This is a genomic window from Streptomyces sp. P9-A2 (assembly GCF_036634175.1).
GTDB classification, from domain to species: domain Bacteria; phylum Actinomycetota; class Actinomycetes; order Streptomycetales; family Streptomycetaceae; genus Streptomyces; species Streptomyces pratens.
In genome coordinates, this window is the sequence record NZ_JAZIFX010000001.1 from 1,501,102 (window position 1) to 1,517,429 (window position 16,328).

15 protein-coding genes are annotated in these 16,328 nt (G+C 71.5%); 6 read left to right on the forward strand and 9 right to left on the reverse strand.

What is annotated here, in order from left to right; all coding sequences use genetic code 11:
• Positions 1-47 precede the first annotated feature (47 nt).
• Positions 48-977, forward strand: coding sequence for a GNAT family N-acetyltransferase (locus V4Y04_RS06760; RefSeq protein ID WP_332426381.1), 930 nt, complete (start codon positions 48-50; stop codon positions 975-977).
• Complete coding sequence (locus V4Y04_RS06765; RefSeq protein WP_332426382.1) at positions 958-1,458, forward strand: DUF402 domain-containing protein; 501 nt, start codon at positions 958-960, stop codon at positions 1,456-1,458. The genes V4Y04_RS06760 and V4Y04_RS06765 overlap by 20 nt, the downstream gene beginning before the upstream one ends.
• 9 nt (positions 1,459-1,467) lie before the next feature.
• Here V4Y04_RS06765 and V4Y04_RS06770 read toward each other — a convergent pair whose 3' ends face one another.
• Together V4Y04_RS06770 and V4Y04_RS06775 are read right to left on the reverse strand one after the other, a co-directional pair.
• Positions 1,468-2,085 carry a class I SAM-dependent methyltransferase gene (locus V4Y04_RS06770; protein WP_332426383.1) on the reverse strand — a complete coding sequence of 206 codons (618 nt, stop codon included), beginning with the start codon at positions 2,083-2,085 and terminating at the stop codon, positions 1,468-1,470.
• Between the two features lie 100 nt (positions 2,086-2,185).
• Positions 2,186-3,817, reverse strand: coding sequence for a transposase (locus V4Y04_RS06775; protein WP_332426384.1), 1,632 nt, complete (start codon positions 3,815-3,817; stop codon positions 2,186-2,188).
• Positions 3,818-4,081: 264 nt separating this feature from the next.
• Between V4Y04_RS06775 and V4Y04_RS06780 the strand changes: the two genes are divergently transcribed.
• Positions 4,082-4,216, forward strand: a complete 135-nt coding sequence (locus tag V4Y04_RS06780) for a hypothetical protein (protein ID WP_332426385.1) — start codon at positions 4,082-4,084, stop codon at positions 4,214-4,216.
• Between the two features lie 221 nt (positions 4,217-4,437).
• On the forward strand, positions 4,438-5,517 hold the full coding sequence (locus V4Y04_RS06785) for a lytic polysaccharide monooxygenase auxiliary activity family 9 protein (protein WP_332426386.1): 1,080 nt from the start codon (positions 4,438-4,440) through the stop codon (positions 5,515-5,517).
• A gap of 125 nt (positions 5,518-5,642) precedes the next feature.
• Here the strand turns inward: V4Y04_RS06785 and V4Y04_RS06790 are convergent, their stop codons facing one another.
• Together V4Y04_RS06790 and V4Y04_RS06795 are read right to left on the reverse strand one after the other, a co-directional pair.
• A complete protein-coding gene (locus V4Y04_RS06790; protein ID WP_332426387.1) occupies positions 5,643-6,503 on the reverse strand; it encodes an esterase/lipase family protein in 861 nt (286 codons plus the stop codon).
• 174 nt (positions 6,504-6,677) lie between these two features.
• The gene (locus V4Y04_RS06795; RefSeq protein ID WP_332426388.1) at positions 6,678-7,124 is read right to left on the reverse strand and encodes a MarR family winged helix-turn-helix transcriptional regulator; all 447 of its coding nucleotides are present in this window, start codon (positions 7,122-7,124) and stop codon (positions 6,678-6,680) included.
• A gap of 110 nt (positions 7,125-7,234) precedes the next feature.
• Between V4Y04_RS06795 and V4Y04_RS06800 the strand changes: the two genes are divergently transcribed.
• Complete coding sequence (locus V4Y04_RS06800; protein WP_332426389.1) at positions 7,235-7,609, forward strand: cupin domain-containing protein; 375 nt, start codon at positions 7,235-7,237, stop codon at positions 7,607-7,609.
• A 139-nt stretch (positions 7,610-7,748) separates the two neighbouring features.
• Here the strand turns inward: V4Y04_RS06800 and V4Y04_RS06805 are convergent, their stop codons facing one another.
• The 3 genes from V4Y04_RS06805 to V4Y04_RS06815 all read right to left on the reverse strand — a co-directional run bounded on the left by V4Y04_RS06805 (position 7,749) and on the right by V4Y04_RS06815 (position 11,956).
• The gene (locus tag V4Y04_RS06805; protein WP_443079962.1) at positions 7,749-8,831 is read right to left on the reverse strand and encodes a S1 family peptidase; all 1,083 of its coding nucleotides are present in this window, start codon (positions 8,829-8,831) and stop codon (positions 7,749-7,751) included.
• A gap of 597 nt (positions 8,832-9,428) precedes the next feature.
• Complete coding sequence (locus V4Y04_RS06810; RefSeq protein WP_332426390.1) at positions 9,429-10,334, reverse strand: S1 family peptidase; 906 nt, start codon at positions 10,332-10,334, stop codon at positions 9,429-9,431.
• Positions 10,335-10,768: 434 nt separating this feature from the next.
• Entirely contained in the window at positions 10,769-11,956 is a 1,188-nt protein-coding gene (locus V4Y04_RS06815) for a DUF5685 family protein (RefSeq protein ID WP_332426391.1), read from the reverse strand.
• 290 nt (positions 11,957-12,246) lie between these two features.
• Here V4Y04_RS06815 and V4Y04_RS06820 point away from each other — a divergent pair, with 290 nt between their 5' ends.
• A complete protein-coding gene (locus V4Y04_RS06820) occupies positions 12,247-12,684 on the forward strand; it encodes a cell division protein SepF (RefSeq protein ID WP_332426392.1) in 438 nt (145 codons plus the stop codon).
• 109 nt (positions 12,685-12,793) lie between these two features.
• On the opposite strand, the gene V4Y04_RS06825 is transcribed toward V4Y04_RS06820, so the two are convergent.
• The gene (locus V4Y04_RS06825) at positions 12,794-13,984 is read right to left on the reverse strand and encodes an acyl-CoA dehydrogenase family protein (protein ID WP_332426393.1); all 1,191 of its coding nucleotides are present in this window, start codon (positions 13,982-13,984) and stop codon (positions 12,794-12,796) included.
• A gap of 457 nt (positions 13,985-14,441) precedes the next feature.
• Positions 14,442-16,097 (reverse strand): MFS transporter, encoded by a 1,656-nt coding sequence (locus tag V4Y04_RS06830; protein ID WP_332426394.1) that lies wholly within the window; start codon positions 16,095-16,097, stop codon positions 14,442-14,444.
• Between the last annotated feature and the right edge of the window lie 231 nt (positions 16,098-16,328).

Below are 16,328 nucleotides of genomic sequence, written 5' to 3' on the forward strand. Positions count from 1 at the left end.
AAAAATGAGAGGCAGCCGCGGCGCGTCCCCACGTAGCGTGCGCCCTCATGGCCATCACTGTGCGCGACCTGCGCCCCGACGCCCGAGCCGACGCCGAGGAGTTCTCCCACGTCCGCAGACTCACCGTCCCCTTCATGCTGTCCACCCCCGAGTCCGTGCTGCACCACCTGCGGCACTCCCACCCAGACGCCCACTTCGGGCAGCTCGTCGCCGAGGAGGACGGGGAGATCATCGGCGCCGTCCAGCTCAGCCTCGCCCACAACAGCCCGGAGCCCGGCCAGGGCTCCGCCAGCGTCTACGTACGTGCGGACAGGACCCGGCGCGGCGCCGGGTCGCTGCTGCTGCGCGCCGTCGAGGAGCGTCTGACCGCCCTCGGCGCCCACAAGGTCTACACCTGGGTCATGGACACGCCGGACGACCGCGCGTTCGCCGAGCGGCGCGGCTACCGTGCCGGCCGTTCGGCGTACTTCCTGCGACTGGACCTGGCGAACGGCACCCTGCCGCCGCTCCAGGATCCGCCGCCCGGCGTCGAACTGCGCACCGGCGCCGACTTCGCCGACGACCCGCGCCCGCTGTTCGTACTGGACTCGGAGACGTCGTCGGACGAACCGAGCGACATCAGCACCGAGTTCGCCGACTACGAGGCATGGCTCGAGGAGACCTGGCGGCACCCGCTGCTCGACCCCGCCCTGACCACGGTCGCGGTGGTCGACGGCAGCCCCGCAGCCTTCACCGCGGCCTACACCGACGGCGCCCACCGCTACAGCACCGCCATGACCGGTACCGCCCGTGCCCACCGCGGCCGTGGCCTGGCCAAACTCGCCAAGAACACCTCCCTGCACCGCGCCCGCGCCGCCGGATACACGCAGGCGTTCACGGGCAACGACACCGGCAACGGGCCGATGATCGCGATCAACGACTGGTTCGGCTACGAGGTCTGTGCCACGGAGGTGCGGTATGTCCGTGAACTCGGCTGAACGTCCGGCATTCCTGGACGTCGTCCTCGTCAAGGCGGGGCGCACGAAGATCAGTTACCCGGCCGAACTGCTCGCCGACGACGGCGTCCGCATCACCGTGCGCGCCCCCTGGGCGGGTGACGGCGTACGGGACTTCGGCTTCGTGCGCTTCGAACCCGGTGACGTCTTCACGGAGTACTACTGGCGCGACCGGTGGTACGCGGTGAAGGAGGTGCGCACCGTCACGGGCGCCCTCAAGGGCCACTACTGCGACGTCACCCGTCCGGCCGAGCTCTCGGCCGGACGGCTGGTGGTCGAGGATCTCGACCTGGACCTGTGGGTCTCGGCGGACGGCACGGACGTACGGCGGCTGGACGAGGACGAGTTCGCGGCGAGCGGCCTGGCCGCGACGGACCCCGGGGCCGCGGCCGCCGCGGTGGCCGCCCTCGACGAGCTGGACGCTCTGGCCCGCGGGGACGGGCTCAGCACGCTGCTCACGTGAGGGCCCGGATCAGTCCGGCACCGCGACCACGGTGTAACGCTCGTCGTCCACCTCCCGGCCCCACAGCGCCGCGTCGTCCGACAACCGCTCCACGCTCACCCGCCCGCCGAACGGCGACAGGAGGTCGGTGAGCCGGTCCGCGGGTATCCCGACCGGGCTCACCGTCCCCCAGACCCCCTCGACCAGGACGAGCCGCCCGCCGGGTCGCAGCAGCCCCCGCCAGTGCCGCAGCGCCCGGCCGGGAGCGGGCAGCGTCCACAGCACATGCCTGACCAGCACGACGTCGTGGCACCGCTCCCCCGTCGGCGGTGCCGCGGCGTCCCCGACGAGGAACACCGCGTCGCGTCCGGCGAGTTTCTCCCGGGCGAGCCGCACCATGGCCGGTGACCGGTCGACCCCGGTGACCCGGTGCCCCTGCTCCGCGGAGAGCAGCGACAGGCTGCCGGTGCCACAGCCGAGGTCGAGGACATCGCTCGCCCGCTCGGGAAGCCAGGAACGCAGCCGCCCCGCCCAGGCCTCGCGCACCCGTGGGTCGCGCAGGCCGTGATCGGGTTCCTCGTCGAAGCCGGCCGCCCGCGCGTCCCAGTCGACACCCGCCGCGCCGGTCATGTCACTGTCCTCGGTCATGCGGCCAAGAATGACACCCGCCACTGACACTCGATGAGTGACCGCGGCCACAGACAGTCCGGGACCGATGCGGAACTCTCCCCTGAAAGGTCCACCGTTCCTAGTCAGTGAGCAGGAGTGAGTCCTGGACCCATTCCCGCTCACTGCGGACACCCCGAACGGTGTTGGGTGTCCTGGTCGCCCGCGTTCGCTCCGCGTCCGGCGACACGGATCGTGTCCGTGCTCCGGGAAGGCGGCGGCGGGGTTCCTCACGCCCGGGGACATCCGGTCCGGCCTGGACGATCCGATGCCCGTGCGCATCACTCCGGTGTGCACGGGGCGGTGTCGTCCGACGCCGGATGGGATACCCCTGGGCGCGTCGCCCGATCGCGATGCTCGCTGCATCGTGCCGGGTGGTCTTACGGTTCTTGCTGGTCAGGGGCTTCTGCCAGTGCTGGGCGCCCCACCGGGAGGTGTAGGCGGGGTCCACGGCGACGACCGCAATCCCCGTCTGGTCGGCCATGGAGACGAGCCGGGCGCGGAGTCGGCCGGTGGGCAGGCCGGAGACCAGCCGCCGAAACCGCCTCTTGCGGCCGTGTTTCTCGCGGGTCTTCTCCGCGGTGAAGTCCAGGTCCTCCACCGCGATCGCCCGCACCCCGCAGGTGCGGGCCCAGTGCAGCAGGCGGGTCAGGGCGTGGCGGAGCTGGGCGTCGCGGTGGTCGGCGGTGCCGGTCAGGTCGTAGGAGAAGCGGCGCGGGGTGCCGGTCGGGTTGCCGTGGATATCCAGGCGCCAGGCGGCCAGGTGGTCGGCGTTGGTGTCGACCCCGATCACCCCGTCGGCCAGCGCCGCCGCCAGGGGGACTGTCTGCGACACGGGTTTCTGCCAGGAGGCGGTCACATACCAGCGCGCGCGGGCCGGGTCGTGGTGGATGCGGTAGGCGACGGCCCGGTTGGCCGCCACCCGGTCGGCCCACTCCGGCCCCCGGTGCGCGAACCAGATCCGGCCGGTGAGGACGTACCGGCCGTGCGGAGCGTTCGCCAACTGCTTGAGTGGGGCGGGGAGTCTGATGCTGACCTGACCGTCCGGGCTGATGCGGATCGTTTCGTTCCCGTATTGCTTGCCGCTCTCCCCGTCCGCCCGCAGGAACCAGCGTGCCGCCTCCCAGCGTGCACGCCACTGCGCCTGGGTGAGCCGTGCGGCGGGCAGCTGGTGCCGCATCCGGGCCAGGCGCTTGCCGCCCCGCACCACGTGTACGGTTCCGGCCTCCCAGGCGGCGCGTTCCCGCGCCAGCCGGTCCTCCAGCACGCGCAGCCGGCGGGCCTTGGCATGCCACTCGCGCCGACTGCGGTAACCACCCGGCGCCTTCTTCGACCCCTTTGCGCCCACGGGTAGTGACAGCCGGTGCCGCAGGGTGTGGACGCCCGCCTGAAGGGACTGGAGGTGGGTGAGCGCGCAGCGCCGGGCCAGCGCCCACTGCTCATGCGTCGCCTTCGTGATCGCGCCCGCCCACCGGGCCGACGACAACGGCGTCAGCTCCCGCTTACGCGTAACCCACGTCTTCGCGTCGTGCTCGAGGCCGTCGTGGCAGCGCGCCTTCAGGTCACGACAGGCCAGCGTGCCCAGATGCGCGCCCACCCGCCGCAGCACCTCCTCATCGGCGGCGGTGAGCTGCCCCGGCCGGGTGCGGATGGCCACCCCCGACGGGCCGGGCACCACAGACGGCGCCGCGAGCTTCCGCAGTCCTCCGTCCACCCCTGCACCCCCGCCCCTCGGCCCAGCCCAGTCCAGCCCGGAAAAATTGCTCACCCCGCCCAACGAGCACCACACGCAAAGGTCACACATTCGGCGAACGAACCCTCATTCCCCCCTCCCGGCAGGACAGCACCCACTCCCGGCCGTGACCGTGCCCGTCTGCGCTCACTCATCCACACCAGAACACACTCGTGCTCAGCCAAACCCCAACAGCTCCCAACCCCCGCGAGACCGCGGCACCCGTGGACCCCGAAGGAGGCAGCCATGCGCCGTGTCACCGTGCAGAAGCGCCTGAAGAGAACGACCGTGCCCCGGGGCCGCGACGAACCCGAGGACCGCCCCGCCCCGCGTCCGGAAATCCGCGAGAACATCGCCCGGACCTGGTGGCCCACTCCCTGACCAGGTCCGTCCGCCCCCCTCCCGCCCACCACGCGACTCCTCGGCCGGCCGCTCACGGGCTCCTACCTGATCCCAGCCTGAGCACTCCCTTAACGGGGCCATAAGGATCTCCGCGAGCGGCCTTCGGCAGGCGATTTCCCGGTTTCCCGGGGCTAGTTTCTGAGCCATCCCCCCACGGGATTCCCCCCAAGCCCAGTGATCGTTCGAGGAGTTGCTGCCCCATGCCCGCACGCCGCAAGGCCGCTGTCGCCGCCGTCGGTATCGTCCCGCTCGCCCTGACCGGGCTGTCCGCCTCGCCGGCGGCCGCGCACGGCTCGATGGGTGACCCGGTCAGCAGGGTCGCGCAGTGCTTCGCCGAGGGGCCGGAGAGTCCGAAGTCGGCGGCGTGCCGGGCGGCGGTCGCGGCCAGCGGCACCCAGGCACTCTACGACTGGAACGGCGTACGCATCGGCGACGCGGGTGGACGCCACGAGGAGCTGATCCCCGACGGCAAGCTGTGCAGCGCGAACAACGAGGCGTTCAAGGGGCTCGACCTGGCCCGCGCCGACTGGCCCGCGACATCGGTGAGCAGCGGCTCGTACACCTTCAAGTACCGGGTGACGGCTCCGCACAAGGGCTCCTTCAAGGTGTACATCACCAAGCCCGGCTACGACCCGGCCCAGCCGCTGGGCTGGGGCGATCTGGATCTGGCGAACCCGGTGGCGACGGCCACCGACCCGGCCGCCGCCGCCGGCTTCTACACGTTCACCGGCACCCTGCCCGAGCGCTCGGGCAAGCAGCTGCTGTACGCGGTGTGGCAGCGCTCGGACAGCCCGGAGGCGTTCTACTCCTGCTCCGACGTCGCCTTCGGAGGAGAAGGAGGAGGCGCGAGTGAGGGCGCCGACGACGGCGGAAGCGAGTCCGGCGCCGGTGACACGCCCAAGGACGAGGCCGCCCCGGCACCGGTCGCCTCCGCGCCCTCCGAGAAGCAGATCGACGAGGGTACCGACAAGTCGACCATCGAGAACCACGGCCACGGGGACGAAGACCCGCACACCACCGCGCAGCCGACCCCGGCCGGCGACGACACCTCCGGTGACACGCCGGGCGACGACGGCGCCGGCGACAGCGCCGACGGCACCCCCGACGTCGCCGCCAACCAGCCCAAGGCGGCCGGCACTTCGGGGAACCTCGCGGAGACCGGCGGCGACGGGAACACCCCGTACCTGATGGTCGGCGGGGCCGCCGCCCTGGCGCTCGGTTCGGCGGCGCTGTTCGCCTCCACCCGGCGGCGTGCGGCGAACGGGCGGCACGGCCGCTGACCCCGCGTCGACCGCTGACCCCGTGTCGACCGTGAACCGGGGCCTGTCCGGCGGCTCAGGCCGGACAGGCCCCGGCATGCGCACGGGCACGTACACGTGTCAGCGGCCCGCTTCGGCTACACGTGTCAGCTGAACACCGAGGCGCAGGTGGTGGGGCGGGCACGGGACGGGTCGAGGGCGTTGGCGACCTCGTGGAAGGCGATCCGGTCGATCAGCGCGATCGCCAGGTGCTCGGACAGGTCGACCGGGCACAGGTCCTGGAGCAGGACGTTGCGCACGTTGGGCCCGCTCAGGTACTGGCTGCGGTAGGGGGTGACCACTTCGTCGTACCGGGTGGCGATGACGGTGTAGCGGACGCCGGGCACGGTGTCGCCGCCCGCGTTGAGCCTGGTGAGGAAGTCCGAGCCGGCGACCTGCTGGGCGAGGGCGGGGGTCGCCTCGTTCAGCAGGTGCCCGACGCCCGGGAAGTACGGCAGCAGGTTGGTGAGGCCGGCGAGGGTGGTGCCGTGGTTGCTGGGCGCGATTCCGACGAGGGCGTTCACCTCGGCGGCGCCGCCGAGGAACTTGAGGTAGTGGCGGGGCATCATCCCGCCCTGCGAGTGCCCGACGAGGTCGGCCTTCGCCGCGCCGGTCGCGGCGAGCACCTTGTCGACGAAGGCGTCGAGCTGCTGCGCGGACTTGTCGATGGGGCCGAGGCCGTGGAAGAAGGGGACACCGTCGAGCTGGCCGTAGTCGAGGGAGAAGACGCAGTAGCCGCGGTGGGTCAGGTAGGGCGCGAGGCCCAGCCAGTTGTCGACGGAGTTCCCGAAGGTGCCGTGGACCAGGACGACGGGGCGGGGATGGGTGGCGGACGGCTTGCAGGAGTAGTCGTTCCAGCCCGAACTGCGCGCCCCCGCGGCGTGGGCGGTGGTGGCGGGGAGCAGGGCGACCGCGGCGGTCAACAGCAGCGCGGTCAGCGGTCCGAGCACTCGTCTCCAGGGCAGCATCGAGTGATCTCCTTACGGCTCAAGGGAGTTGCGGCGAAAGAACGCCCTGTGATCCGGATCACGAGGATGCTGTTCACTCGTCAAGTTACGGGCGAGTAGTACAATTATTAAGTTACGGGTCAGTAAAAACTTTCGGCGACAGCCGAAGACGGTGGCACCAGGAGTGATAAAGGGTCACCAGGCGGGACGTACCGGCCCGTTGGGCGCGACGCGCAGCAGACGGTCGCGCAGCGCGCGGAGCTCGCTCTCGCCGAGCACGTCGGCCCATGCACGCACGGCCGCCGCCGCCGCCGCCTCCGCGGCCCGCGTACAGGCCCACCCCGACCCGGTCAGCACGACCAGCCGGGCCCGCGCGTCGGCGGGGTGCGGCCGGCGCTCGGCGTACCCCTTGCGGACCAGCTCGTCGACGAGCTGACTGGCGGCCTGCTTGGTCATCCCGAGATGCGCGGCGAGATCGGTGACCGTCGCGCCGTCCGGGGCCAGCCGGGCGAAGGCGAAACCGTGCGCAGGGCGCAGCCCTTCGAAGCCGCGGGCGACGACACCCTCGTGGATGCGCTGCGTGAGCTCACCGGCGGCGGCGAGCAGGGCGGCGGACAGGGCCATGGCCTCGGAGTTCTGCACGGGGGCATTGAAACACCCTTGACGTATCGGTCAAGCGCCTTGACCATAAGAGCCGACAGAGTAGTCAAGTTACTTGACCAACACCTCTCACCCCTCGGCAGGAGACCGTCATGCCCGTCGTCCGCTCGTCCGAAGCCGTGACCCACCGGATCCACGGCGCCCGTTTCGTCTCGTGCGCCAGCCCCCGCACCGGCAGCAAGGAGCTGTGCGCCTGGCGGGGCGAGATCCCGGCGGGGACGAAGGCCCCCGCGCACACCGTCAACCGGGAGGAGATCCTCCACCTGCTCACCGGTGAGCTGCTGATCACCCTCGACGGCCGCACCGAGCACGTCACCGCGGGCGACACCGTGATCATCAACCCGGGGACCACCCTCGCCGTCGAGAACCCCACCGACCGGACCGCGACGTCCTGGGTCACCACCTCCGTCGGCTTGGAGGCCGAACTGGCCGACGGCACCCGGATCACACCGCCGTGGGCCAACTGACCCGCGGGGCGTCACGCCGCACGGCCGGCCTCGCGGCCCGGCGGGCCGTACATGCGGACGTCCCGCCCCTCGCACGGAGGGACGGGACGCCCAATGGGCCCTGCGGGTCCTGCTGTCCTGCTGTGCTGCGAGGGGCGGGTCAGCCGATCTGGGTGCCGGTCGCCGAGAGGGCCTCCGTCACCGGCTGGAAGAAGGTCGTGCCGCCGGAGGTGCAGTCGCCGCTGCCGCCGGAGGTGAGACCGACCGCGCTGCCGCCCGAGAAGAGCGAGCCGCCGCTGTCACCGGGTTCGGCGCAGACGTCGGTCTGGATCAGACCGTTGACGATGTCGCCGTTGCCGTAGTTCACGGTGGCGTCCAGGCCCGTGACCGCGCCGGAGTGCACCTGGGTCGTGGAGCCGCTGCGGGTGACCTCCATGCCGACGGTGGCCTCGGCGGCACCGGAGATCGCCTGCGTGGAGCCGTCGTAGAGGTTCACCTCGCTCGGGTGGTCCACGTCGGCGGTGTACTTGACCAGGCCGTAGTCGTCACCCGGGAAGCTGGACGCCTCGTTCTCACCGATCACGGTGCCCGAGGAGTCCGACCAGGTGGTGATGGACTCGGTGCAGTGCCCCGCGGTGAGGAAGTACGGCTCGCCGCCCTTGGTCACGTTGAAACCGAGCGAGCAGCGCCCGCCGGCCCCGGTGATGGCGTCGCCGCCCGCGGCGTACGGGATGAACTCGCTCTTGGTGCGCTGGAGTTCGGCCTTGCTCCCGAGCCCGTCGACGACCTTCGTCAGCTTGGCCCACTCGGCGTCGGAGACCGTGCGGTCCGCGGTGACGACGACCTTGTTGGTGGTCGGGTCGGTCACCCAGGAGGTACCCGGGATCGTCGCGTCCTGCTTGAGGGCGGTGCGTGCGCTCTTCAGTTCGGCGAGGGAGTTCGCGACGACTATCGCCTTGGCGCCGGCCTCCTCGACGGTTCCGGCGGCGGCCTCGTCGAGCACGTTCACCACGAGGCTCTTGCTCTTCGCGTCGTAGTACGTTCCCGCCGCGTCGGCGCCGAGATCCTCGACGAGCGTCGAGGCGAGGTTTCCGGCCGCCGTGATGGAGAGGGTCCGGGGCGCGGAGGCCTCCGGTGACTCACTGGCGTTCGCAGTCTGGAAGGTGACTCCGGCGGCGACCAGTGCGGCGATGCCCGCACCCGTCACGGCCACACACCGCCTGGGTATGCGTCGGTGCTTCAACTCGCGCCCTCCTGTGTGGGGGGACGGCCCGGGAGGTTGTGGGGACCTCGCGAACCGGAAGGCATACGGCCGCAGGGGTGGCGCACAGAAAAAGTCCAGCCCCGGGCCGTTGAACGCCGTCCACTATTCCGAGATCCACGGGGAGCACACAAGGCCGACTTCAGGACGCGCGTACGACAACGAGCGTGCGCCCTCTATGTCCTGACAGGTCATGGACACGCGGGGCAGTTCACACTGCAAATACTACGAGCGAGTAACCGGAGCCCCGATTCGGGAGATCTCCCCTTGGCTTGAAATCACCCTTGCCCGGTCCGGATTCGAGCGGGGCGCGGCGGGCGGAGGTTGCTCCTGCGCCGATTCCCGCGCCCGCTCCTGGGCCTCCCGCGACCAGACCTGCCCGGCAACACCCCCATACGGTCTGATACCTCACAGTGCGCCCTGGTACGGCCCTCGCGGGCAGCTCCGTATCCGCGCAAGGGCGAGCCCCCGCACGCTGGTTGCGTGCGGGGGCTCGTCGTCGTGCGTCGGCCGCGGTGAGGCCCTGTGCCGCGGGACCGGTGGTACCGGCCGGCCCCGGCGGGCTGACGGGCGCTCGGCCTAGTAGACGCTGACTCCGTAGGCGCTCAGGGCCTCCGTCACCGGCTGGAAGAAGGTCGTGCCGCCGGAGGAGCAGTTGCCGCTGCCGCCGGAGGTGAGACCGTACGCGGTGCCGTTGCTGCCGTAGAGCGAGCCGCCGGAGTCGCCGGGCTCGGCGCAGACAGTGGTCTGGATGAGACCGGAGACGACGTCGCCGCCGCCGTAGTTCACGGTCGCGTTGAGCGCGGTGACCCGGCCGCTGTGCGTACCCGTGGTGGAGCCGTCACGGATGACGGTGGTGCCCACGCTCGGGGTGGCCGCGCTGGTGATGTCCACGCCGTTCGCGGTGCCGGGGCGGCTGACGGACCCGGTGTAGCGCACGATGCCGTAGTCGTTGCCCGGGAAGCTGGAGCCGGCGGTCGTGCCGATGGCCGTGGTACGGCCGGAGTTGGAGTACCAGGTGCCCGCGCCGTCGGTGCAGTGCCCGGCCGTCAGGAAGTACTCGACGCCGCTGCTGCTGCGGACGTTGAAGCCGAGGGAGCAGCGCCAGCTACTCGCGTAGATGGCGTCGCCGCCCTGGATGAGCTTGGTGAACGTGCCGGGTGTGCGCTTGATCTGCAGCGCGTCGGCGTCGGCGCCGGCCTCCTGCTTGATCTTCGCGATCTCGGCCTCGGACACCGTGCTGTCGACGGTGACGACGACCCGGTTGGTCTTGCTGTCGACGGCCCAGGCGGTGCCCGGGACGTCCGCTTCCAGCACCGAACCGCTGACGCCCTTGAGTTCGGCGGAGCTGAAGGTGGTGGGAGCTTCGGATGCGTTCGCGCTGGGGATCGCGATCGCGGCGGCGGCCACGAGGCCGGTGGAGACGGCGATCAGCCGGGTGCGTCTCGATATGCCGCTGCTGGGGGTGGTGCGCTTGATCCTCACTTCTCGTTCCTCCATGAAGGACGTAGGGGGCCCCGGTGGGGTTCGGGCCCGTGAGGCGCAGTCAGGGGATCGGTCGCCCGGATTCCGAACATGCCGTGCCCCTGACAAGCGCTGGGGGTGAGTATTCGGCTGCCGGACCGGTCGACGCAAGAGTGCCTTTCGGTCGTCCCCCTGTGAACCACCCGCACGGCCCGACCCTCGAGACCCCTGTGCCACCAGCCGGTTCCCCCGTGCCGCAACCGTCCGCCGTCACCCCGGAGATGTCCGGAAGTAAACCCTCCGAATGTTCTTGCGAACGTTCTTCCGAACTCACCGCCAAAGGACTCGACAACCGCCGGACACCCCGCCGGGCATCCACCCGACCGAGCGGCGTGCGCCTCAGGGCCGTCCCGCGGCTCGGGCCCGCCCCACGGATATCTCCCCGCGCCCCGGGCTCAGCAGTCGCACCCGCAGTCGCAGCCCTCACCACAACAGCTGCCGCCCTCACCACAACAGCTGCAGCACTCGCAGCAATCGCAGCATCCGCTGCAGTCGCAGTTGGAGCAGGCCTGCTTACGCTCCCCGGTCCAGGGGTCCTCGTGGGTGCCGCAGCACAACTGGCACGTGCAGAACAGCCCCGCCCATACCGCGCACCCGGCGATCAGCCCACGCCGGCGCGGCGGCCCGGGCGGCACCGGACCGCCGGGACCGCCCGGTGCGCCCGGCGGTGCGTAGGGGTGGGAACCGTGGGCACAAGAAACGGTGCCGAAGGCACGATCTACGGAGTTGGGCAGTTCATGAACGAGCAACCGATGAGCGAGACCGCCATCGGTGCTGTGCTCTCCCGGGGAACCCCCGGACCCCCAGGCCACCTCGCGCAGCGCGAGACGGATGCCACGCACGGCGTCGTCGGCGAGCCGGCGGGCCTCGGTGAGCGGAGTGCCGGTGGCGGTGAGGGGGTTCCACGCGCCCGACGCGGCGTCGGCCTCCCGGTCCTCCACGGCGTCCAGGAGATGGGCGAGCCGGCCGAAGAGCCGACCCGCCTCGGCGAGCGGCCCGGCGTTGTTCATTCGTCCGGCGAGTACCGCCGTGTGCGCGAAGGCCGCCGCGGTGGCGGTCTCGGTCGGTTCGGTGACGGTGAGGATCGGGGTGCCGGGGCCGGCGAGGGTCTCGATGCCGGTCTGCCGGTCGACGGCGTCGACCAGCACGGCCGTGTCGAACCCCACCTCCGCACCGGTCCGCGCCCCGGCCCGGTCCCAGCTCACCGCGACGCGGCGGGCGGCGAGCGCCACCGGACGGCGGGCCAGCAGCCCGTCCCGGTCGGCGACATGGTCGCGCACCTTGGCGGAGGCCAGGACCAGCGATACGGCCGCCGCGAGCCGCGCGCCCTCACCGTGCGCGACGGAGGCGGTCCGCATGCCGCGCAGCGGACACGGCCCCGCCGTGCGCCGTCCGACGGCGGCGCCTTCGGCCTGAGCCTCCGTCAGGACGGAGACGAGCAGCCCGTCGTAGTTGGTGACGACGCGTGCGAGCTGCCCGTGATCCCCGCGAAGCGCCAGACACAGCCCGCACAGATGCGCCGTCCACTGAGCCGTGAGCCGTTCACCGAGCCGGTGCCGGCAGGGCCTGACCATTCCGAACATGACGTCCCCCCGTGGGCGATCCGAAGTGGAGCGGCGGCATCGTACTCACTGCCGCGTTCACCCGTACGCGCCGCCACTCACCCATACGCCGAGAAGAATCATATTTCACTCACAGTCAGCATCCGCTTACATGAGGAGCCTTGGGGGGCTTGGGCTCTCGACGGATGCGCCCTGCACCAGTACCGTCACAAACCCCCCGCACGGCGTCCCATCACTTGGCGCGCCATCCGCATCATGGACGACCATAGGGATGCGGAAAGCAAGAAGGACCGCTGTGAGAGGAGGCGTCCATGGGATCGGTACGCAAGGCAAGTGCCTGGCTCGGCCTCGTCGACGACAACGAAGACGAGCGTTACTACGACGACGACTACTCCGACGGGGCCGCGCCCGGGGACGCCTGGGTCACCGATCCGCGGGTCAGGGTGGCCGCGGACGTCGCCGTGGAGAAGGGCCGCCGCATCGGCACGGTGACCCCGGACAGCTTCCGGGACGCCCGCGCCATCGGCGAACTGTTCCGGGACGGGGTCCCCGTCATCATGAACCTCACCGCCATGGAGGCCGGGGACGCCAAGCGCGTCGTCGACTTCGCCGCCGGGCTGATCTTCGGGCTGCGCGGTTCCATCGAGCGTGTGTCCAGCCGTGTGTTCCTGCTGAGCCCGGCCGACACCGAGGTCGTCAGCGGGGAACCGGCGGCGCACCGGTCGGACGGCTTCTTCAACCAGAGCTGAGGCAGGGCCGCTCACCGGCCCTGCCGCTTCCCTCCGTCCCCACTCCCACTCCCACTCCCACTCCCTCACCTGCTTACCGGCCCACGCCCACACCCACACCCACACCGGTCTACCGGAACGCGTCGATCCCGGTCAGTGCCTTGCCCAGCACGAGCTGGTGCATCTCCACGGTGCCCTCGTAGGTGAGCACCGATTCGAGGTTCGTCGCGTGCCGCATGACGGGGTACTCGAGCGAGATCCCGTTGGCACCGAGGATCGTGCGGGCCGTACGGCAGATGTCGATGGCCTCGCGGACGTTGTTCAACTTGCCGAAGCTGACCTGCTCGGGCCGCAGGCGGCCGGCGTCCATGCGCCGCCCGAGATGATGGGCGAGCAGAAGCCCCTTGTGCAGTTCGACCGCCATATCGGCGAGTTTGGCCTGCGTCAGCTGGAACCCGCCGATGGGCCGCCCGAACTGCTCCCGCGACATCGCGTAGTCGACGGCGGCCTCGAAGCAGGCGCGCGCCGCGCCCATCGCGCCCCAGACGATCCCGTACCGGGCGTGCGTCAGGCAGCTGAGCGGTCCGCGCAGTCCGGTCACCTCGGGCAGTACGGCGTCGTCGGGCAGCCGTACGTCGTCGAGGACCAGCTCGCTGGTGACGGAGGCGCGCAGCGACCACTTGTGCTTGATCTCGGGCGCCGCGAACCCGGTGCTGTCGGTGGGCACCACGAATCCGCGGATCCCGTCGTCGGTCTGCGCCCACACCACGGCGACGCCGGCGACGGACCCGTTGGTGATCCACATCTTGCGGCCGTTCAGCACCCAGTCCCCGCCGTCGCGCTCGGCGTGGGTCCGCATGGCGGCGGGGTCGGAGCCGTGGTCGGGTTCGGTGAGCCCGAAGCAGCCGATGACCTCGCCGGCGGCCATCCCCGGCAGCCACCGCTGCTTCTGTTCCTCGCTGCCGAACCGGTGGATCGCGTACATGGCGAGCGAGCCCTGTACGGAGACCAGGGACCGGATGCCGGAGTCGGCGGCCTCCAGTTCCAGGCAGGCGAGCCCGTACTGCACGGCAGAGGTCCCCGCGCAGCCGTAGCCGCTGAGCGGCATGCCGAGCACGCCGATCCCACCGAGTTCCCGGGCCAGCTCGCGGACGCCGGGCAGCTCGCCCTTCTCGTACCAGTCGGCGACGTACGGCAGCACCCTGTCCCCCGCCCAGGCACGCACGGTGTCCCGGACGGCCAGGTCCTCCGGCTCCAGCAGGTCGTCGAGACCGAGCAGGTCGGCCGGGTCGAAGGGCGGCGACTTCGCGGACGCGGACATGGACACCCTCCGGGGCGATCGGGCCGGTGCGGATCCGGGCGGACGCGGCCGGTACCGGTCCCGTCGGCAGGACTCGGCCGGTGCGGACACGACCACTACGGATACGACCGGTACGGATTCGGCTCGCACTACTCAACCAGCGCTGCCAGGGCGTGTGTCGAAAGTCCCGCCTGCCCGCGGCGTCCGGCACGCACTCCCCCAAGCTCTTCGAGCAGGGGGGACCCCCAGCCGCGTTGCCGGGAGCGCCCACGTACGCCCGGTACGCGGGCGACCCTCCGCCGTGCGATCGCACGCTCCCCCAAGCTCTCGGCTCCGCTCGAGCAGGGGGACCCCCATGACACCGCGGGGCTCACCCTCCGGGCAGCCGGCGCTCCTTTCGAAACACGCCCTGGTCACGTTCGGGCCGACGTTACGACGCGGCGTCGCGCACGTCCACCCGGCTGCCCCGCGGCACGCCTCACACCGAGACGCGGGACTCCGCGGCCTCCCTCGGCGGGGGGACATCGGCCACTTCGGCCCGGGCCCGGGCGGGCCCGTCCGTGGGCGCCTCGGCGGGTGTTTCCCCGGCGGCCGCCGGCTCGCACTGCATCGTCCGCGGCAACCGCAGCGCCATCACGGCCCCGAGCAGCAGCAGGACCGCGCTGGCCAGCAGGGTCACATGCAACCCGTGCACGAAGGCCTGGCGGGCCGCGTCCCTCAGGGCGGCTTCGGCGGGCCCGCCCAGCTGGGCGGCGACCTCGTAGGCCTCGCCCAGCGAGTGCCGCGCCGCGGAGGACTCCGAGGCGGACACCCCGGGAACCTCTCCGAGGCCGGGCGCGTAGGCCGCGTTCATCACACTGCCGAGGAGCGCTATCCCGATTCCCGCACCCAGCTGGTACGAGGTCTCGCCTATGGCCGCGGCCCCGCCCGCCTGCTGCGGGGGCGCCTCGCTCAGCATCGACTCGTACGCCCCGAAGAGGGTGGTCTCCAGACCGAAGCCGAGCAGGACGAACCCGCCCAGCAGCAGGGCCCGGTTGTCCTGCTCGCCCATCGGGGTCAGCAGCAGGACCGCCGCGGCCGTCAGGCAGAAGCCGGAGAAGACCATGCGGCGCGGTCCGAACCGGCGCAGCAGCCGCGCGCCCGCCAGCCCCGCCGCCATCGCGGCGAACGTCAGCGGCACCAGCCTCAGTCCGGTCTCCAGCGGGGAGAGTCCGAGGACGAGCTGGAGGTACTGCGCGGCGATCAGTTCCAGTCCGACCAGGGCGAGCATCGCCAGCACGATGCAGCCCACCGACGTGCTGAACACCGGCCGGGCGAACATGCGCAGGTCGACCAGCGGGTGCGCGCGTCGCCGCTGCCGGCTGACGAAGAGGACCAGCAGGGCGGCGCCCACGGCCAGCGACAGTACGGTCCACGGGCCCCCGGCGGATCCACCACCGAGCCGCTTCACACCGAGGACCACCGCGAACAGTCCGGCGGCGGCCATCAGCGCGCCCGTCACGTCCCAGGGACCGATGCCGTCGCCCTTCGACTCGGGCAGCAGGATCCGTCCCACCGGGAGACTGACCAGCATCAGCGGAATGTTGATGAGGAAGACCGAGCCCCACCAGAAATACTCGAGCAGGAAGCCGCCGAGCAGCGGTCCGGCGGCCGCGCCCACCGCGGCCACCGCGCTCCAGATACCGATGGCGAACGCCCGCTCGCGCCGGTCGGGGAAGACCTGCCGCAGGATCGACAGCGTCGCGGGCATGATCATCGCGCCGCCGACTCCGAGCAGCGCCCGCGCCGCGATCAGCACGGGCGCGCTGTCCGCGAGGGCCGCCAGCCCCGAGGCGACGCCGAACAGGGCGTAGCCGAGCAGGAGTACCCGTCTGCGGCCGACCCGGTCTCCCAGCGTGCCGAAGAGAATCAGCAGCGAGGCGCAGACCAGCGGGTAGGCGTCGACGATCCAGAGCAGTTCCATCGCGCCGGGCCTGAGATCCTGCGTGACGGCGGGGACCGCCACATGCAGCACGGTGGCGTCGACGGCCACGAGCAGCAGGCTGACGCAGAGAACGACGAGTACCACCCAGCGGTTGGCACCGGCCCCGGCCGCCCGACGGCGCAGCGCGGCAGCCGTGGTCGTCCCGGACATGTACAGACCTCCCAGATACTCCCTCGCCCTCGGCGGGCTCACGGGGTGGGGGACTCCCCCGTGACTCGGCCGGAGAGGAGCGGTACGGACTCCGGCCCGCGCAACGAACGGCGAGTGACAGGCAGCGTACGCGAGGACGTGCCGTTATTGAGTGGTGGGCCTCTCACATCTGCGGCCGACAGGTGTGGCGTACACCACTCCCACGGCCCGCTCCGGGTTCACGCACCCGCG